This window comes from Pseudidiomarina sp. WS423 (assembly GCF_050750165.1).
Lineage (GTDB): Bacteria > Pseudomonadota > Gammaproteobacteria > Enterobacterales > Alteromonadaceae > Pseudidiomarina > Pseudidiomarina fusca.
The window spans coordinates 629836-648867 of sequence record NZ_JBOJLN010000001.1; the positions used below are offsets into that span (position 1 = coordinate 629836).

General features: G+C 45.3%; 25 protein-coding genes. 2 read left to right on the plus strand and 23 right to left on the minus strand.

The window, feature by feature from the left end:
• Window positions 1-6: 6 nt before the first annotated feature.
• From rplW to ACQ661_RS02955, 8 genes are all read right to left on the minus strand, one after another.
• Window positions 7-309, minus strand: coding sequence for a 50S ribosomal protein L23 (gene rplW, locus ACQ661_RS02920; RefSeq protein WP_110076185.1), 303 nt, complete (start codon window positions 307-309; stop codon window positions 7-9).
• A complete protein-coding gene (gene rplD / locus ACQ661_RS02925; RefSeq protein WP_110076184.1) occupies window positions 306-911 on the minus strand; it encodes a 50S ribosomal protein L4 in 606 nt (201 codons plus the stop codon). The genes rplW and rplD overlap by 4 nt, the downstream gene beginning before the upstream one ends.
• 18 nt (window positions 912-929) lie before the next feature.
• Window positions 930-1574: a 50S ribosomal protein L3 gene (gene rplC / locus ACQ661_RS02930; protein WP_110076183.1), complete on the minus strand. Its 645-nt coding sequence runs from the start codon at window positions 1572-1574 to the stop codon at window positions 930-932.
• 38 nt (window positions 1575-1612) lie between these two features.
• Window positions 1613-1924, minus strand: coding sequence for a 30S ribosomal protein S10 (gene rpsJ, locus ACQ661_RS02935; protein WP_008488677.1), 312 nt, complete (start codon window positions 1922-1924; stop codon window positions 1613-1615).
• 356 nt (window positions 1925-2280) lie between these two features.
• Window positions 2281-3525 carry a dipeptidase gene (locus ACQ661_RS02940; protein ID WP_431667553.1) on the minus strand — a complete coding sequence of 415 codons (1245 nt, stop codon included), beginning with the start codon at window positions 3523-3525 and terminating at the stop codon, window positions 2281-2283.
• A 189-nt stretch (window positions 3526-3714) separates the two neighbouring features.
• A complete protein-coding gene (locus ACQ661_RS02945; RefSeq protein WP_110076182.1) occupies window positions 3715-4020 on the minus strand; it encodes a hypothetical protein in 306 nt (101 codons plus the stop codon).
• A gap of 165 nt (window positions 4021-4185) precedes the next feature.
• The gene (dusA, locus tag ACQ661_RS02950; protein ID WP_110076181.1) at window positions 4186-5250 is read right to left on the minus strand and encodes a tRNA dihydrouridine(20/20a) synthase DusA; all 1065 of its coding nucleotides are present in this window, start codon (window positions 5248-5250) and stop codon (window positions 4186-4188) included.
• 62 nt (window positions 5251-5312) lie between these two features.
• Complete coding sequence (locus ACQ661_RS02955) at window positions 5313-6845, minus strand: amidase (protein WP_431667554.1); 1533 nt, start codon at window positions 6843-6845, stop codon at window positions 5313-5315.
• A gap of 76 nt (window positions 6846-6921) precedes the next feature.
• On the opposite strand from ACQ661_RS02955, the gene zur reads away from it, so the two are divergent.
• Complete coding sequence (zur, locus tag ACQ661_RS02960) at window positions 6922-7365, plus strand: zinc uptake transcriptional repressor Zur (RefSeq protein WP_110076179.1); 444 nt, start codon at window positions 6922-6924, stop codon at window positions 7363-7365.
• Window positions 7366-7391: 26 nt separating this feature from the next.
• Here the strand turns inward: zur and dnaB are convergent, their stop codons facing one another.
• The 14 genes from dnaB to ACQ661_RS03030 all read right to left on the minus strand — a co-directional run bounded on the left by dnaB (window position 7392) and on the right by ACQ661_RS03030 (window position 18322).
• On the minus strand, window positions 7392-8822 hold the full coding sequence (gene dnaB, locus ACQ661_RS02965; RefSeq protein WP_153826735.1) for a replicative DNA helicase: 1431 nt from the start codon (window positions 8820-8822) through the stop codon (window positions 7392-7394).
• A gap of 129 nt (window positions 8823-8951) precedes the next feature.
• Window positions 8952-9902, minus strand: a complete 951-nt coding sequence (locus ACQ661_RS02970; protein ID WP_431667556.1) for a DUF4097 family beta strand repeat-containing protein — start codon at window positions 9900-9902, stop codon at window positions 8952-8954.
• A gap of 26 nt (window positions 9903-9928) precedes the next feature.
• Window positions 9929-10474: a hypothetical protein gene (locus tag ACQ661_RS02975; protein WP_431667558.1), complete on the minus strand. Its 546-nt coding sequence runs from the start codon at window positions 10472-10474 to the stop codon at window positions 9929-9931.
• Entirely contained in the window at window positions 10458-11030 is a 573-nt protein-coding gene (locus ACQ661_RS02980) for an RNA polymerase sigma factor (protein ID WP_431667559.1), read from the minus strand. The genes ACQ661_RS02975 and ACQ661_RS02980 overlap by 17 nt, the downstream gene beginning before the upstream one ends.
• Before the next feature lie 155 nt (window positions 11031-11185).
• The gene (gene rplI / locus ACQ661_RS02985) at window positions 11186-11638 is read right to left on the minus strand and encodes a 50S ribosomal protein L9 (protein ID WP_110076175.1); all 453 of its coding nucleotides are present in this window, start codon (window positions 11636-11638) and stop codon (window positions 11186-11188) included.
• A gap of 43 nt (window positions 11639-11681) precedes the next feature.
• Window positions 11682-11909, minus strand: coding sequence for a 30S ribosomal protein S18 (rpsR, locus tag ACQ661_RS02990; RefSeq protein ID WP_006956988.1), 228 nt, complete (start codon window positions 11907-11909; stop codon window positions 11682-11684).
• Between the two features lie 10 nt (window positions 11910-11919).
• Window positions 11920-12222 (minus strand): primosomal replication protein N, encoded by a 303-nt coding sequence (priB, locus tag ACQ661_RS02995; protein WP_110076174.1) that lies wholly within the window; start codon window positions 12220-12222, stop codon window positions 11920-11922.
• A 34-nt stretch (window positions 12223-12256) separates the two neighbouring features.
• Window positions 12257-12631 (minus strand): 30S ribosomal protein S6, encoded by a 375-nt coding sequence (gene rpsF, locus ACQ661_RS03000; protein WP_110076173.1) that lies wholly within the window; start codon window positions 12629-12631, stop codon window positions 12257-12259.
• Between the two features lie 137 nt (window positions 12632-12768).
• Window positions 12769-13197, minus strand: a complete 429-nt coding sequence (locus ACQ661_RS03005; RefSeq protein ID WP_153826731.1) for a hypothetical protein — start codon at window positions 13195-13197, stop codon at window positions 12769-12771.
• A complete protein-coding gene (gene rlmB / locus ACQ661_RS03010) occupies window positions 13190-13933 on the minus strand; it encodes a 23S rRNA (guanosine(2251)-2'-O)-methyltransferase RlmB (RefSeq protein WP_431667561.1) in 744 nt (247 codons plus the stop codon). The genes ACQ661_RS03005 and rlmB overlap by 8 nt, the downstream gene beginning before the upstream one ends.
• Window positions 13934-13962: 29 nt before the next feature.
• Entirely contained in the window at window positions 13963-16317 is a 2355-nt protein-coding gene (rnr, locus tag ACQ661_RS03015) for a ribonuclease R (protein ID WP_431667563.1), read from the minus strand.
• A gap of 194 nt (window positions 16318-16511) precedes the next feature.
• A complete protein-coding gene (locus ACQ661_RS03020; protein ID WP_153826729.1) occupies window positions 16512-16913 on the minus strand; it encodes a hypothetical protein in 402 nt (133 codons plus the stop codon).
• 496 nt (window positions 16914-17409) lie between these two features.
• Window positions 17410-17979, minus strand: a complete 570-nt coding sequence (locus tag ACQ661_RS03025) for a hypothetical protein (protein ID WP_153826728.1) — start codon at window positions 17977-17979, stop codon at window positions 17410-17412.
• 43 nt (window positions 17980-18022) lie between these two features.
• Complete coding sequence (locus tag ACQ661_RS03030; RefSeq protein WP_153826727.1) at window positions 18023-18322, minus strand: hypothetical protein; 300 nt, start codon at window positions 18320-18322, stop codon at window positions 18023-18025.
• On the opposite strand from ACQ661_RS03030, the gene ACQ661_RS03035 reads away from it, so the two are divergent.
• The gene (locus tag ACQ661_RS03035) at window positions 18321-18821 is read left to right on the plus strand and encodes a hypothetical protein (RefSeq protein WP_153826726.1); all 501 of its coding nucleotides are present in this window, start codon (window positions 18321-18323) and stop codon (window positions 18819-18821) included. The genes ACQ661_RS03030 and ACQ661_RS03035 overlap by 2 nt on opposite strands.
• Here the strand turns inward: ACQ661_RS03035 and ACQ661_RS03040 are convergent.
• Window positions 18784-19032, minus strand: a 249-nt coding sequence (locus ACQ661_RS03040) for an IS3 family transposase (protein ID WP_431667566.1), incomplete at its 5' end; no start/stop codon positions are given. The two genes, ACQ661_RS03035 and ACQ661_RS03040, sit on opposite strands and share 38 nt — an antisense overlap.

Below are 19032 nucleotides of genomic sequence, written 5' to 3' on the forward strand. Positions count from 1 at the left end.
CTCCTGTTACTCAGCGCCGCCGACGAAGTCGATGTCCGCACCTTCTTTCAGGGTGACATACGCTTTTTTCCAGTCGCTACGCTTACCGAAGCGCATACCGGTACGTTTGGTTTTGCCTTTTACGTTCACAGTACGAACGCTATCAACCTCAACTTCAAACAGCTTTTCTACTGCTGCTTTGATTTGTGCTTTGGTTGCAGTCGTTGCTACTTTGAACACGACAGTGTTAGCAGTTTCTGCAGTCATAGTAGACTTCTCAGAAACATGAGGAGCTAGGATTACAGTCAGCAAACGTTCTTCGCGCATCATGATAACACCTCCTCAATTTGCTTCACTGCGTCAGCAGTCATCAATACTTTTTCAAAAGCAATCAGGCTTACTGGGTCGATACCTTGTACGTCACGCACGTCTACTTTGTGTAGGTTACGTGATGCTAAGAACAAGTTCTCGTCTACTTCTTTAGTCACGATTAATACATCGTGTAAATCCATAGCTTTCAGTTTAGCTGCTAATTCTTTTGTTTTTGGAGCTTCTACTGCAAAGCTCTCAACCACGATTAGACGATCTTGACGAACTAATTCAGACAAGATGCTCTTCATTGCACCGCGGTACATTTTCTTGTTTACTTTTTGGTCGTGGCTGCGTGGTTTCGCTGCGAAAGTAGTACCACCTGAGCGCCAAATAGGGCTACGGATAGTACCAGCACGAGCACGGCCAGTTCCTTTTTGACGCCATGGCTTTTTGCCACCGCCAGATACTTCAGAACGCGTTTTTTGCGCTTTGGTACCCTGACGAGCGCCAGCTGCATAGGCAACTACTACCTGATGAATCAAAGCTTCGTTGAACTCACGTCCAAAGGTAGCTTCGGAAACTTCAAGAGCGCCTTTTGCGTCTTTTAATGTTAATTCCATCACCATTCTCCTCAGACGTTACGCCTTAGCCTTGACTGCTGGCTTGATGATTACATCGCCGCCAGTAGCACCAGGGACAGCGCCACGAATCAGCAACAAACCACGCTCTGCGTCAACACGTACTACATCAAGAGTTTGTACGGTTACTTGTTTGTTACCCATCTGACCTGCCATCTTCTTGCCTTTGAAAACCCGACCAGGAGACTGGTTTTGACCGATAGAACCCGGCGCGCGATGCGACAACGAGTTACCATGGGTAGCGTCCTGAGTACGGAAATTCCAGCGCTTAATAGCACCTTGGAAACCTTTACCTTTTGAGGTACCGGTAACGTCTACTTTTTTGGTGTCTGCGAAAATTTCTACAGTAATTTCAGAACCTACTGCGTATTCTTCACCTTCACCGTCCTCTAGGCGGAATTCCCAGAGACCGCGACCTGCTTCAACACCCGCTTTTGCGAAGTGACCAGCAAGTGGTTTAGTAACACGGTTTGCTTTTTTAGTACCTGCAGTCACTTGAAGCGCGCGGTAACCGTCAGTTTCCTCAGTTTTCACCTGAGTCACACGGTTTGCTGTCACTTCGATCACAGTAACAGGTACAGAAGCGCCGTCTTCTTGGAAGACGCGAGTCATTCCTACTTTACGACCGACTAGACCAATAGCCATTGTTAAAACCTCTCGTGTGTAATCCTATTACTGCCCGCTTAGCCCAAGCTGATCTGTACATCTACACCCGCAGCAAGATCTAAACGCATTAAAGCGTCAACAGTCTTGTCAGTTGGGTCCATGATGTCGATCAGACGCTTATGGGTACGGATCTCGTACTGGTCACGCGCATCTTTGTTTACGTGCGGAGAAATAAGCACAGTAAAACGTTCTTTGCGCGTTGGCAGTGGAATTGGACCACGTACCTGAGCACCAGTGCGTTTTGCAGTTTCTACGATTTCTGCAGTCGACTGGTCAATCAGACGATGATCGAACGCTTTCAAGCGAATCCGAATTCTTTGATTAGCCATAATAAAATCAAAGCCTCAATAAAAGAGCATTTAAAAAAGAGCACAGAAAAAAACCTACACCCTGGCACATACCGGGCGAGGTATTTTCAACGAAAATCCATTCAATCCCCTATCGGGACTGCTGTGGCAACCAATTACAGTCGCGAGAGCTCCAAGGAGTTCATCAACTGTGGCCGCGAATTATACACTTTCGTAGTTAAAAAGCAACGTCGTTATTCTTTATTCGTTATTCGTTATTCGTTATTCGTTATTCGTTATTCGTGCGCTTCGCTGGTCGTCCGCGTTTCACGCTGTTCGAAAAAAAAACTAGACCCGAACAGTGAGCAACGCAAACGGACGAGCAACGAGCATCGCTGTTAGTTTGCAGCAGCGTAGGCTTCTACCTCACGCCATACTCGAACAAAATTCTTGTAGAGAATCTTTTCGATGTCTGCTTCGCTGTAACCACGGTCTAAAAGACCTTGCACCAAATTAGGATAGCTCGACACATCCTTTAGGCCTTCAGGTAGAGAATCACCCACCCCATCATAGTCCGAACCTATGCCGATATAGTCGATACCCACAAGGTTTTTCACATGGTCAATATGATCAAGTACCTGTTCTAAGGTAGCAAACGGATAAGGGTTTTTGCCTCGTAGCTCAGCTATACGTTGCTTGGCTTCGTCAGAGTCCGCGCCATATTGCTCTTGGACTTTTTCGATTTGACCACGAATCATGGCACCATAGCGGTTGGCTTGTTGGGTTACAAAAGATGAGCCGAAGTTAATCATAATCACTCCACCGTTTTCGGCGAGCGCTTTGATCATATCGTCGCTCATGTTTCGCTCAAAACCGGGAGTGTATTTACGTAAGGAGGAATGCGAGGCAATGACCGGCACTTTGGATAACTCGATGGTCTGCCAAAACGCATCATCGGACACATGAGATATGTCTATCATCACTCCAATCTCATTCATGGCTGTTACTAATTCTTTACCGAACGGGCTAAGACCATTCCACTGCTTGCGAATGTCGTAAGATGAATCAGCAATATGATTAGATTCACTGTGAGCTAAGGTGATATAACGAATGCCACGGTTGTAGAATTTCACCAAATTGTTAAGGTCACCCTCTATCGGAGAGCCGTTCTCCATCCCCATTGCGATAGAAATAACGCCACGCTCTTGCTGCTGCATCACTTGGTCAACACTTGCCGCTAGGGCAAATTTACCTGGAGCTCGATAGGCAAGGGCTTCCATGCTATCAATTAACTCATGCGCGAGCTGATAACTAGCACCGGGAGTGCGCTCTAAATTCGCGGGAATGTAAATTGACATAAAAGGTACATTCAAACCGCCTGCTTTGGCGCGCGGGTAATCAAAATCACCGCGAGCCGTGGCCTTGGTGACATCTTCCCAATCCTTTTTTAAGCGATAAGGCACATCAATATGGGTATCAATAATTAAATTCTGTTGCGCAATCTGATGCGCTTTTGCGCTGGCGGTATAATGTTTGTGGCCTTCTTTACCATCATGTGCAAGTGCGCTGCTAGCACTTAGACCAAGAAAACTGGCTACGCCAAGTGCTGCCAAGCTATAAGTGAAAGTAACGGATTTATTCACGCGGCAGTATCCTCTGTTGTTATGATTATGAGCGGTGGAACATCAGCCTACCACAGCTCTAATCTCCAATCACTCAGATTTACCGGCGCTCACCGCAGCTGAAACTGTAACGACCGCACCGGCAACAACGGTACCAACTACCGGCGCAATCATTAACATAACTAAGATACTCTGCTGCATGCCACCACCTTATTCTGGCTGCTGACCAGTTAAGCTAGGCAACATCTCACTGGCATAATCAGCGGCACTACGAACCATTGCAGGCAATGACAAGGATACCTTAATATCATTAACCCAATCTAAGAGTTCGTTGTCAGCTGCTTGCTTTACTGAGCTACTAACAGCTTGTGCATCGGCATGAACTAAGTCAGTTAGTAACGGTTCGACCGCTACATTATCGGTGGTTTGATCCGCTGTTTGTGCAGATGCTGCACCTACATAGAACTGGCTTACTAAGACACCTAATGCTACCAACATAGTTACTGAAGTTTTCATTGCTTATCTCCTTTTGTACCATTGTGAAACCGACGATTCGGTACTAAGACTTAAGCAAAGAGCATGCCAACTATCATAAACCAATGATTAATAGGTATTTTATAAAGATAAATAAAAAAGGCACCCTGATGATGGAGTGCCTTTGCTGAGAATTAATGTCAACTTTTAACTACCGTTGGCGTAATCCGCCATTTTTTGAGCAATTCTTTCACGAGCTATTTCAACCTCATGCAGAGCCATTTGCAACAGCTCATGCGCATCACTGGCTGTAGGCCCGTATTGGCTTAAGACCTGACGCCAACGTTTAGCACCGGGGCCACCTTGAAACAGTCCTAACATATGCCTTACAACATGCCAGACCCGTCCGCCTTCAGCCACATGGGCTTGAGTATAGTCAGCCATTTGCGCTATCACTTGTTGTAAGTCAGGGCGATGGCTGTCACCACACAGAGCATCAAACTCAGTAAGTAGCGTGGGATTTTGATAAGCTTCGCGGCCAATCATCACACCATCAACAAACTCTAAATGATGTTGAATCTCAGCAACAGTCTTTACCCCGCCGTTCAACGTTATATGTAACTGGGGATAGCGCTCTTTCATGCGATAAACACGATCGTAGCGCAACGGTGGTACTTCTCGATTTTGTTTTGGGCTTAAGCCCTTTAACCACGCATTGCGGGCGTGTAGAGTGAAAAATTGACACCCAGCAGCCATCACCGGCTCTAAGAAACGCTGTAAATAGTCGTCACTATCATGCTCATCTATACCTAACCGCGTTTTAACCGAAATCACCGTCTCTGGTGCCGCTGCTTGCATGGCTGCAACACATGCGGCAACGGTTTCTGGCTCAGCCATGAGGCAGGCGCCAAAACTACCATTTTGAACTCTATCTGATGGGCAACCAACATTAATATTCACTTCTTGATAACCACGTTCTGCAGCGACAGCTGTGCAGTGCGCCATCGCGGCCGGATCACTACCTCCCAATTGCAGCACTAGCGGTTGTTCAGCAGCAGCGTATCGTAAGAAATCGCCCTTGCCATGAATGATTGCACCTGTGGTCACCATCTCGGTATAGAGCACCACCTGCTGACTTAGCAGTCGATGAAAGTAACGGCAGTGGCGATCCGTCCAATCCAGCATCGGGGCTACGGAAACGAGACGGTTCCACGCATAGGCGTTGGTAACTTCAGGGGATGGACCAGCAGGCGAGTGATACAGCTCAGACATGGGGCTAACTCTTGTTAATACATTAGCCCCATAGTATACCTTGAAGCACCCTTTGCCTGCTACTACCGCAAGACAGGTGCGCGACGAGCTTGGCTTATCTGCTCAAAAGCATAGGCGGCTTCAATCAGAATGGGTTCAGATTTTGCGGTGCCAAAAAAACTCATTCCGACCGGCAAATGTTCGACAAATCCCATGGGTACCGTGATATGTGGATAACCAGCGACAGCTGCAGCACCACTGGCTGACCCGCTAAAGTTATCGCCATTGATCAAGTCAATTTTCCAAGCTGGCGACACTGATGGGGCAATTAGTAGATCAAGATCATAGTCAGCCATAGCGGCATCTATGGCTAATTTACCAGCTTTTTCTCGTGCACTTTTCTTCGCCGTTAGGTAAGTCTCTTTATCCGTAGCTGCTAGCGCCATAGTAAAGAGTTCTTGCCCAAACCAAGGCATGGTCGTTTCAGCATGGGCTATGTTTGCATCATGCAGGTCTTGCAGCGAGCTATACTGCGTATGGGGGCTAGCGGCAAAGTACTCTGTCATGCCTTGATTAAACTCATATAAGAGAACGGCGAACTCGTCGTTACCCCAGTTACGTCCCTGTGGGAATTTTACCTCGTCCACTATAATTGCGCCGGCTTCTTTTAGTTGTTCTAAACGCTCAGCAAAAATAGCATCCATCGCCTGGTTGTAGCCCATCAACTCTCGCACCACACCAATACGTTTCCCAGCCAAGCCATCGACACGCAAATGACGACTGTAATTTGCGGTCGGAGCAAAACTGGCGCTATCAGCCGAATCTTTTCCTACCATCGCATCAAGCATGTACACCGCATCTGTGACACTGCGAGCCATAGGCCCGGCTGTATCCTGGCTCGCAGAGATAGGAATAATACCATCGCGACTTAGCAACCCGACCGTAGGTTTGATGGTGACAATTCCATTGATAGCTGCTGGACAAATAAGGCTACCATCGGTTTCAGTTCCTACGGCCAGCACTGTGAAATTAGCGCTAACTGCAACCGCCGAACCTGAGCTCGAGCCACAAGCTGTGCGGCTAGTATCGTAAGGGTTTTTGACCAAGCCGCCCAAACTACTCCACCCCGATGCCGAGTTGGTGGAGCGGAAGTTGGCCCACTCGCTTAAATTGGCTTTGCCCATAATAATCGCCCCTGCTGCTCTAAGCCGTTGCACAATAAAGGCATCATCAGGGGGCATATGATCACGTAATAAATACGAACCGGCAGTATTGGCGAGACCGTCTGCGGTATCAATATTATCTTTCAACAATACCGGAATACCGTGCAATTCACCGCGACTATGACCAGCAGCTAGCTCGTTATCCAACTGCCGCGCCTGCTCTCGTAAGGTATCTAAATCGATTAAACTAATCACAGCACGTAGATCAGCACCGTCGGAGTTGTGCTTTTTAATGGTAGCGTAATATTCTTCAACCAGTGCTACGCTTGTGAGCTTACCCGATTGAAATTCTGCCTGAATATCAGAAATAGTGCGCTCATGCGCCAAAACTTGGACTGTCGTTAACAAAGCAACAAAAGCCAAGGCAGTGCTTAATGTTCTTATTATTTTCATTGATTTTCCCTAGCACGCAACGTTTGATGAAAGGTTATACTTTGCCGTATCCATAAGCGATGATAAACTTCGTTGCATGAACACACAAGAAACCCAACGCCTGATAAACAAGGCCGAAAAATTATGCGAACAACGTGGGGCTAGACTAACGCCCGCACGGCGCGAAGTTTTTGAAATCTTAGCAGGTCAAGAAGGCGCTATCGGAGCTTACGATTTATTGGACAAGCTTAAAGCGGCTGTACCTAATGCTAAACCACCGACCATTTACCGTGCTCTTGATTTTCTTCAAGAACAAGGTTTTGTGCACAAAATCACGTCCTCAAACAGCTACGTTTTGTGCTCTCATTTTGATCATCAGCATCCAGTACAGATGTTGATTTGCGAGCAATGTGGTGCGGTACAAGAAATTCAATCAGATGGGGTTTACGAGGCTTTGCGTAAACAAGCAGAAGACCAAGGGTTTGTGGTCGTTTCACAAACCATCGAAGCTCATGGTCTCTGTCGAGATTGCGTGAGCTAGCAGTTGCCAACTGCTAGCTCAATCAATTAATAGTCTGGCCCGTCTGGTATATCCATCTTGGCCAAATTATCAAATCTTGAAAACTGCCCTTTAAACTTCAATTTAACCCGTCCTATCGGACCATTCCGCTGCTTACCTATGATGATTTCGGCAATCCCCTTCTCTTCTGATTCTGGGTGATAAACCTCGTCTCGATAAATAAACATGATAACGTCAGCATCTTGCTCAATCGAGCCAGACTCGCGCAAATCCGAGTTCACCGGACGTTTATCAGAACGCTGTTCGAGTGAACGGTTAAGCTGAGATAAGGCAATGACAGGTACTTTCAATTCTTTCGCTAACGATTTCAAGGAGCGCGAAATCTCTGCTATTTCTAGCGTCCGATTTTCAGACATTCCAGGTACCGTCATCAACTGCAAGTAATCCACCATAATCAAGCCTAAACCATCATGATCGCGGTGAATACGTCGTGCTCTAGCGCGCACTTCAGTCGGAGTCAGGCCAGACGCATCATCGATATAAATGTTATTCTTTTCTTTTAAAATATTGACTGTTGATGCAATTCTCAACCATTCCTGTTCATCCAACCGGCCGGTCCGAACCTTAGTTTGATCGACAGAACTTAAGGACGCCATCATCCGCATCATGATTTGTTCTGCAGGCATCTCTAGGCTAAAAACCACTACCGGTTTATCGTTTCTCATGGCAACGTTTTCGACTAAATTCATGGCGAAGGTTGTTTTACCCATCGATGGCCGTGCTGCCACGATAATTAAGTCGGATGGTTGCAAACCTGCTGTCATCTGATCCAAATCTAAGAAGCCAGTAGCAACACCAGTTACGCCATTATGATTCTTAATAGCACCAAGCTCTTCAATTTTACTAATAGTTCTGGCCAAAATCGGAGAGATAGCTTGGGGCCCATCATTTTCGCTAGTACGCTTCTCAGCAATAGCTAAAACCTTTGTTTCAGCCATATCAAGTAACTCAGCGCTGGTACGATTCTGAGTATCAAATCCAGCTTCAGCAATCTCATTTGCAACGGCGATCATCTCGCGCAAAATCGCTCGCTCACGCACAATTTGTGCATAGGCCCTAATATTAGCTGCGCTCGGGGTGTTTTTTGCAATTTCACCTAGATAGGCAAAACCACCCACATCTTGCAATTCATTATTTGCCTCGAGTACTTCTGATACCGTAATTAAGTCAATCGGTTGGCTTCGCTCGGCTAAATGATGCATAGCACGATAGATCAAGCGGTGACCGCGATGATAGAAGTCATCGGCAATTAACTCCCCAGCAATAGTATCCCACGCTTGGTTATCCAGCATCAGTCCACCCAATACGGATTGTTCTGCTTCAATGGAATGTGGAGGGGTTTTTATTGCATCAAGCTTGGCGTCTTTGAGCTTTTGCTGTCCCTGCCAGGCTTGCTTGGTAGTGCGCTTTTCTGCCATGTATCTCTCAGTGAGTGAAGATGAATAATTCACCTGAGACTATACAAAATCAGCGAGCGCGAAGAAAGCAAATCAGCATAAATTTACTGATTTGCTTAGCTTGGCTATGAGACATTGGTGTTAATTCATTTACTTATGTAAAACAATATTGCCACTTACACTGTGCAGACTCACTGTGCTGTTGCGTTCGCCAAGCTCGAGTTTCAGGCTTTGTCCTAATCCGAACTTACTTTCTGCCGCTTTCACGCCATTCAAGCGGTTAATGATGTTACCACCGGCGCTTGTGCGCACTTCAATATCGGCATGAATAACCTTGCCTAATTGTATCGTCGTATCGCCGCTCACGGTTTCTACATTCACTCGTGCGCTTTCATTTAGAGCTGTATTTACATTAACGTCTCCACTAACATTATTAATGTCTAGTGAATCGACATGAGCCAGGGTTAGTTGCACATCACCTGATACCCCTTCAGCACGCACTACACGAGCATTAGTCTTAGCTTTTACGTTACCGCTAACAGTGGCGTATGTTGCACGCGAACTATCACTCCCCTGATCTTCTATGTCACCACTAACACTGTTTAAGGTGATTTCACCGGCTAATTCTCGTCCCTTAATGTCACCACTTACCGATTCTAAATTCACCCCACCGGTTAAATAAGAAGTTGTAATATCACCACTAACGCTGTTAATTATCACCTTGCCCGTAAAACGATTAAAAACAAAGTCAGCCGAAACGCTTTGCGCTTCAACTCTCACGGTCTTCGGTAAGGTTATTCTCAAATCATTACCGTCGCTGTTTGAGAAGTTGCCATCGTTTGGCATTTTCACGCGAATAGTTAAGGTGTTGCCATTCAGTTCGAAAATAAATTCTTCCGCGCTTTCATCGAGGTTACCTACCACCTCGGCGATATTTGAATCAGTGCCACGTACGTCAACCTCGCCGCGCATCGTATCAATCACGACCCGCGTATTGGCAGGTATTTCAAGTTTCTGGTTTATCGGTTCACCTTTGGCTAAAGCTAAATTTGGTAATAGTAATAACGTGCCGGCCATGGCTAATTGAATTAATTTGTTCATTGATACATTCCTCTATTGTGCTTTGTTTAAACCTGCCGATAAGTGCGCGGCTGCATATACATAGTTTTCAATAGCTCAAGCTCCTGCTGGTGCAACCACTGTAAAAACTTCCATAGCTCCAGATTATTGGGCTCTTGCTGCAGTTGCTGAGTCACTTTAATTGCTGCTTCACGTAGTTGTTGTAACTCTACTTCTAATTCACTAAATGAGGGCGTAAAACCGGCATCTTGGTAATTGCTTAATAGCAACTCACGCTGTTGCTGGTGCTGTTGGGTTACCATCGTCAGCAATTTCATCTGCGCCTCGGTTTGCAACCTGTTACCTGGACTCAACATTTGCACATGGTGAGTACCCATAAGCACTCCGATGGCAACGAATAATGACGCAGCAATACCTATCACCCAACGTCTGTTATTATTTACTTGCAACTGCGAACCGAGCTGTTGTCGGCTAATACTCGCCTCAATGCCACGCCACAATTCTTTGGGTGGCGTTATCTCACCACCATTTCGCATCGTTTCGTCTATCAACGAATCTAATGCGTTGCTTGAACTATTATTCGGCGTTGTCATCGCTTAACCACTCCTCTAATAACGCTCTGGCACGGTGCACCTGAACTTTACTGGTGCCTATCGCTATTCCTAACTCTTCGGCTACATCTTCATGACGCATTCCCTCTAAGCAATGCAGAACAAACACCCAGCGCATTTGCAAGGGTAGTCGCCGAATCAAACCATCAAGGCGCCCCAAATCTGGCCCATCACTATGTACCAAGTTCTGTTCGAATTCAGTTTGTCCGTCTCCGACCAGCTGCAACTGCTGTACACGACGGTTTTGTTTACGCAACTCAGTTATGACGACGCGCGTAGCGACGGTATGCAGCCAAGTACTAAATTTACTTTCGCCGCGAAAACTCGCTAAGTGCTTCCATAGCTGAATAAACACTTCTTGGGTCACATCATTCGCCGTATCCAAATCACCTGCAAGACGCATCACCAAGCCATAAACACGCCGATGATGCCGTTCATATATTTCACGAAACGCCTTCAAATCGCCTTGTCCGGCCTGCTGCGCAAGCTTTACATCCGGGTCATCAAAATATGATGCTGTTAAAGTTTGAGCTGTCACGGGAAATCCTATCTTGGTATTTTGTACAGCGATTCTTATTAAGTTAATCAGTATGTCGCACGTTGCTGATGTAAGGTTTACAATGCGTCATAAAAAATCCAAAAAAAAAAGCTGCCCAAATGGACAGCTTTTCTAGTTTGCTTGCAGCAGCTGAATTAATCTTCAGCAACAACCTGCAATTTAACGGTTGCAAATACGTCCGAGTGCAAGTGCAACTCGATGTCATATTCGCCAACGTCACGTAACGTGCCGTTCGGTAACAATACTTCTGATTTTACTACCGCAACACCTGCAGCAGTTACCGCATCAGCGATATCACGAGTACCGATTGAACCAAACAGTTTACCTTCGTCACCAGCTTTTGAGCTAATAACTACTGGCTCTAATGCATTTACTTTCTCTGCACGTTCTTGAGCGGCAGCTAAGTCAGCAGCTAATTTAGCTTCTAATTCAGCCCGACGCTCTTCGAAAACTTGAATGTTCGCAGCGGTTGCAGGAACTGCTTTACCTTGCGGGAACAAAAAGTTACGTGCGTAGCCAGACTTAACAGAAACCTGGTCACCCAGGCCACCTAAGTTGGCAATTTTGTCTAACAGAATAATTTCCATTGTTCGCTACCTCTGAGTTCTTGAGATCGTTCGCAATGCCGGCTTACTGATGTGAATCAGTGTAAGGCAGCAAAGACAAATAACGTGCACGTTTAATTGCACGCGCCAACTGACGCTGATACTTCGCAGAAGTGCCAGTGATACGGCTAGGAACGATTTTGCCACTCTCAGTGATGTAGTTTTTCAGAGTAGCGATATCTTTGTAATCAATTTCTTTAACGCCTTCAGCCTTGAAACGGCAGAATTTACGGCGACGGAAAAAACGAGCCATGATGGTCTCCTCAAATCTTCACAAGTTGCTGGGCATGCAATACCAGTTTACCAATACCGTTTTTATCTTCTATTCGATTCAAAAAACCTGAAACTTGTATGTCACTTCCAACGTTTAATTCATTTGCCCATTGTGTTGCTAATGCCCCACTCACTACGGTAACCATGCGTACATAGGCACGTCGTGGTAATCCAGCCTCTATTTGTTCTGAGCGATGCTCTAAAACAAATTTCAAGTGGCTAATGCCAGCCGGACTGTGGGTTAATTGCGGTGGTTTAACAACTGCACCACTGACAACAAAGTGATTTTGCACAGACTACACAATAGTAGACACAACGATTATCAGCTTACGCTGCGTCGTTGTCGTCTTGCTCTTCGTTGCGGCTATCAGCTTTACGCGGCTCATCTTTCTTGCTCAAAACAGATGCTTCAGATTCAGCTTCTTTCTTGCGCATGATCATGTTGCGTAAAACCGCATCGTTGTAACGGAAAGCTGTTTCTAGCTCGTCTACAACTTCAGCAGTCGCTTCGATGTTCATCAACACGTAGTGTGCTTTGTGCAACTTGTTGATTGGGTAAGCCAATTGACGACGGCCCCAGTCTTCCAAACGATGAATGGTACCGTTACCTGCTTTGATGGTCTCGCTGTAACGCTCGATCATGCCAGGTACTTGCTCGCTCTGGTCTGGATGGACCATGAATACGATTTCATAATGACGCATTTCTGCTCCTTATGGTTCATAGCTACTAACGGGCTCAGTCACACCCTCAGCAGCAAGGAACGCTTTTTAGATGAATGAATACTTCAGACTGATTTAAGCGGCGGGATCTTAGCCGAAAAAGCACACAATCACAAGCATCATTGTGCGTTATCTCCGGCTTCTACTAGATCTATCAATACTTTTACATACTGCTCCGGTAATGCTCCCATAGCTTCTGGGCGCCCTTGAATCTTAAAGCGTTGAAGATCCGCATTGGGACCGGTGAGTTCTCCTAATAATTCAAGATTATCGGGTTGGCTAACGGATACCGTTAATTGCCATGCATAATCTGCCGGCTCATCGATAAGCTTCCATTCATGGCGTTGTTCAAGACGCTGCTGCACATCAAACAACACGTCTTGTAGCGCATTATTATTCGGCACTGGTGTGCTATAACTGATAAATAAAAATGGTTTATTACTGCGCTGTTCAGGGAGCAAGTCACCGGTAGGTAACCAAGCCAACGCCAGCAACACCATAATGATTAGCGAAATAATAATGGGACGAATACGGCGACGATTAAACATGACGCTGTCTCACTACTTCATACAAACAAACTCCAGTAGCAACGGAGACATTCAAACTACTTACGCTACCTAGCAATGGAATTTTTATCAGTTGATCACAGGTTTCACGAGTTAAACGACGCATACCGTCGCCCTCGGCTCCCATCACTATCGCCACAGGCCCCGTGTAATCAACTTGGTAGACACTATCATTCGCTTCACCGGCGGTGCCAATAACCCACACTTGGTTTTCTTGTAACTGACGTAAAGTACGCGCAAGATTAGTAACCTGGACAAAAGGAACTGTCTCTGCTGCACCACTAGCAACCTTGCGCACCGTAGGGTTGAGTGAGGCTGATTTATCTTTTGGAGCTATCACCGCGGTTACTCCCGCGGCATCAGCAGTACGCAAACACGCACCTAAATTGTGCGGATCGGTTACTCCATCTAAAACTAAAAACAAAGCAGCTTTGCCAGCTTTTGCACAAAGCGCATCAAGATCATTCTCAGTCAACTGTGGAGCTTCTAAAGCGGTAATAGCAATACCTTGATGATTGCCATTGTCGGCCTTTTTATCGAGGGTTGCTTTGGGCACAAACTGTACCCGTAATCCCAATCGCTGCGCTTGACTTACCAAGTCTTGTAAAGGCTTATCCTGGCGCTCACGAGTAGCGAAAACCTCAACCAGTCGTTCAGGATGTTGTTCAAGAATAGCACGCACAGAGTGCATTCCAAAAATCGTTACTTTTTTACTCATAACTCACTCATCGATATAAAACAGGACCATCAGCGTTGAGGTTTGCGCGCCTTACGTGCTGATTCTTTTTGTTTGCGCTTGGATTTAATGCGCGCTTTTGTTTTCTCTTTTTTTGCTTTTTTGACTTTTTTGTTACGGGCTAAGGTGCCATCTCGTGACGCTCGGGGAGACGATTCATTCATGCGAGTTACCCCTGTTGGGCTCTCCGCCGAGAGTAATTCTAAATCAATTTTACGTTCATCAAGGTTAACTGATTTTACCCGGATGCGAGCTTTATCACCTAACCGAAATACCCGCCGACTGTTTTCCCCTATCAATAAATGTTTCGCGCTATCATAGTGATAATAATCATTATCCAAGTTACTAATATGCACTAGTCCGTCAATTTGTAAGTCATCAATCCGAACAAATAAGCCAAAATTAGTTACCGCTGCAATGACGCCAGTAAATTCAGTCCCCACGTGGTCGCGCATAAATTCGCATTTAAGCCACTCATCCACTTGACGAGTAGCATCATCAGCACGTCTCTCCGTCATTGAACAGTGCTCACCCAAATGATCCAATTGCTCGTCTGGATACATCCAAGCACCGCTCAAGGCGGGCGAAGGTCCTTGCTGTTTTTTTAATATGGCTTTAATTGCCCGATGTAAAATCAAATCTGGGTAACGTCTAATCGGTGAGGTAAAATGAGCGTATTCAGTTAACGCTAAGCCAAAATGACCAACGTTATCAGGACTATAGACTGCTTGCTGCATCGATCTGAGCAACATGGTTTGGATCAATTCTGCATCAGGACGTTCAGCAACTTGTTTAAGCACCTCCGCATAATCTCGTGGACTAGGCTCATCACCACCTTTCATGCGCAGCCCCAGTTCCGCTAGAAAGCCACGAAATGCCGTTAACTTTTCACTGCTTGGAGTTTCATGGATGCGAAATAGTGCACCCGCCTCATCATCGCCCTCAATCAGGCGTGCCGTCGCTACATTCGCCATAATCATGCATTCTTCGATGATGGTGTGAGCTACATTCCTGCGAACAGGTTCTATCGATTCAATTTTACGCTGAGCATTAAAAATAAATCGCGTTTCAAGAGTTTCAAACTCAATTGCTGAACGCTGCTGTCGTGCTTGCTTAAGTATCTTATATAAGTCATGCAAATGCTCGATGTTGCTTAAAACTGAAGCATAATCAGAGCGTAATGTCGGATCCCCAGCCAATATTGCGGCTACTTTGTTATAAGTTAACCGGGCGTGGGATTTCATCACGGCAGGATAGAACTCTGAGTGCGTTAATTTGCCTCGTTTGTTGATTGTCATTTCCGCCACCATGCATAGGCGGTCTACGTCAGGATTCAACGAACATAACCCGTTAGACAGCTTCTCCGGTAACATAGGTACGACAAAGTTCGGAAAATAAACAGAATTTCCCCGCTCTAAGGCATCTTTGTCTAACGCACTATTAGGTCTTACATAGTAGCTCACATCCGCGATGGCAACCCACAGCTTCCAACCGTCACCATGCGGTTCTGCGCAAACCGCATCATCAAAGTCACGCGAATCATCACCATCGATTGTGATCAGCGGTAAGCTACGCAGGTCCTTCCTGTCTTGATAAGCTTCAGCTGGCACGTCCTCTCCAACGCTTTCTAACTCTTGGGAAACTGCCGATGACCATTGCGTTGGGATATTATGTTCACGAATGGCTATTTCAATTTCCATTCCAGGCGCCATATGCTCGCCCAAGACTTTAGTTATGGTGCCAATTGGACTACTCCGTCGAGTTGGTCGTTGCGTCACCTCAGCTACGACAATTTGCCCATGTCGAGCGCCATTTGCTTGGCCTTCGGGGATGATAAGATCCTGACTTATACGACTATCATCTGGTACCACCACACCAATATTGTGTTCAACAAAATAACGCCCAACGATATCTCCTGAACGCGGTTCAATCACGCGGACAATGCGTCCTTCGGCTCGACCTTTGCTATCTGTTCCTTGCTGCTGCACTAACACAATATCGCCATGCAAAACGTTATACATTTGGTGGTGAGGAATGAATAAGTCTGCACCACCTTCGTCTGGGCGACAAAAACCAAAACCTTCACGATGACCAATAATACGTCCTTTAATTAGGCTCATTCGCTCTGGTAAACCATAAGCATTGGCTTTGGTATAAATTAATTGGCCATCTCGTTCCATCGCGCGCAAGCGACGTTTCATCCCAACGAGTTGCCGTTCATCAGCCAAGTTAAAATGTTTGACAAGTTCATCAAAGCTTATCGGCTTTAATCTAGCTGTGACAGCATGTAAAAGCTCTTCACGAGAAGGGATTTCAACTTCGTATTGAATGGTATCTGCATTAGATGATTGGTCGTTAGTGCTCATAATTCCTCGATATCCCATGTTAGCCTTGTTGCAACAGGGTAATTGCGGGCATTATAACAGATTTCCATAGTAGCCGCGCTAATCAAGACTGTCACGCTAGTTACTTAAGCAATATGCCACGATTTGAATTGAAAAGAGAAGATTATTGGCCTTCATTGTGACTGCGAGGGCGAGGCTTTAGATTCAAGTCAGTATTACTGGCTACAGGTTAAATTGTCTGCTTCTGTAATAAACATTTGCAGGTTTTCTTCATTAAGCTGAAACGGGTAGACAACTGCTTTTGCAAAGTCTTTCTTTTTTTGGTTATCCCAATCAGACCATAAACGTTCGCGTTTTACTGTATTAAGTGCAACACTCCATTCACGTTTGGCTTTGTCCATTTGAAACCATGAAATCCATCTATTTTTTCCAGCTTCCCCATTTTTTTCTAATTCTGCTTGCAGAAGAGTTTCGAGAACCTCAGCATATAATTTATTCACAATAGGACTCTTAGAAACATCAAAATCATTTGGAGCATTATTGAATTTAGACTCCAATAAAGCTTTATGTAGAGCTAATAACTCGTAATAATTGTCAGTTGATAACTTAAAAGTCATTTTCTTTTACCTCAATGGTTCCTTGACGCCCATCTCTAATAGAGCCTTGGTGTATCAATTCGTTTGGCTGCGTACCACCCTGCAATGGTAAATTATCGTCAGGAGTGATTTCAACTCTATGGGTTCCCTTTGTTCCACCTTGCCCCATAAACAATGCATTGTTAGCATCAGCCGCAGAAATCTGGTCTGTGGTGACATATACCCGTCCTTGAGCATCACCTGAGGGAGAGGCTTGGATTCAAACTTTTTTTACTTCAGAAGTAATTATCAGTTTCTTGGTTTATCTGCCTCAGGATTTAAGTAAAGATAGATAACAAAAACAATGTACATTGCTCCTACCACACTTAGGCATGTAACAATAAACCTTATAATTATCTCTGTTGGAGTTCCAACAACGTCTGAAGTAAGCATCCTGTAGATAACCAGTAATATGATAATTACCGATGATATAAGGCTAAACTTAATTGCTCTTATAAAGATGCTTTTTTTAGTCGAATCATTCATCTTTTTTAATTGCCTCATCAACTGATTTGCCAGCCAATTCTGAAGTTGCTTGAGTCGCAAGATCAGTAGCTTGATTGTCTAGGGAGCGGAATGTGTCTTTCGTAAAATCGGCAACCTTTCCAATAGCATTGCCTACTTGCTTACCGGGGCCAGTCGCTGACAATAATCCATTTACAGCAGTATTCCCAGCAGTAGGGGTATTTCCGTTCAGCGACTCATTGACTGCATAGCCGCCTGTACCAGCAACGGCGCTACCTGAAGTAACTAATGCTCCAGCAGCTGCTTTTTCAAATTGAGTTGCGACAACTTTCCCTCCCACAGTTAATCCTGACTTTGCTAAAGAAGTTAGTCCTCCCGTTACGGCTCCAACAGCACCACTTATTAACGACTGTTTTAAGTCAACTGAGCCTGAAGTTGCGTATTGCACTGCTGCATCTGCCAGATTACCCAAATCACCTTGTTCGAACCACACCCGATGGCAAAAAGTCTCTCGGCCAGTGGAAAGATGGCGAATTTGCTGAAGAGTGTTGTCTGCTTTGGTAACAAAAAGCCCCGCCGACACCGAGTTACTGGTGAGGGTGGGGCTTTGGATTTAGAATGAATTATTACCCTTTTATTTTGTATTTATATACTCTTCCGCTCACATGTTCATAGCTAGGATCATTACCATTTGATGTATCAACCTGTACCTCAGGCCTAGGTACATAGATACCGCTTTCTGTAGCTAGCGAAGAATTCAAAACAATATAAATTCCCTTATCAGAAACATAAACTTTTTCAGGATTCAAATCACTGATCACAACGCTACCCGTAATGTCTACGCCAAAATTTTCGGATGGGTATAATCCTAGTAATTCAATAGAATCCTTCTCGATTCCTGATGCCATCTCACTGTCAATTTGCATGTTCTCTGAGCACGACATCATCATTAACGCGAATAAAAAGTACAGAGTAATCTTCATAGCATTTCCTTATGAACAGTTAGAAGCTGTAGCTGGGCAATTATTGCTGTTACTTATGTTGGATGAGCCTCTAGCTGCCCCACCGTTAACAGCAGGATCTGTAGCCGGTAAGCTTGATAGTCCCGCAGCAGGATCTGAAGGGTTTCTCGCTCCCGCATCACCTTCAGTTGCAACCTTTGAAGCACCGCTTCCCATTGCCGAAGCTGGTTTTGTTAATGCACCGATAGCTTTACTCGCTAACTTACCTGCCGCACCGCCTGTTCCTCCTGAGATAGCGCCAATACCAGTTTGCATGGCTACCTCTCCCCAATCACTTACACTTCCACCTGAAGCTATTTGGGGTATTACCTCACTTGCAAATCCAACAGCAGCACTGATCCGTACCACTAAAAGTGGACACTTTGCTAAGCACTATTTGTTAATTCAAAGTTCTCTGGGCTGAGATAGCCAATAGCACTATGCCTTCTTGTCTTGTTGTAATCAACTTCGATGTACTCAAAGACTGCTCGGCGCATATTTTCTCGATCCATGATGGGCTCGTCCTGCAAGGCTTCGACCTTTAATGAGTGAAAGAAGCTTTCGGCACAGGCATTATCCCAACAATTTCCTTTTCGGCTCATACTCTGAGTAAGTCTATGTTTTTTAATTAAATC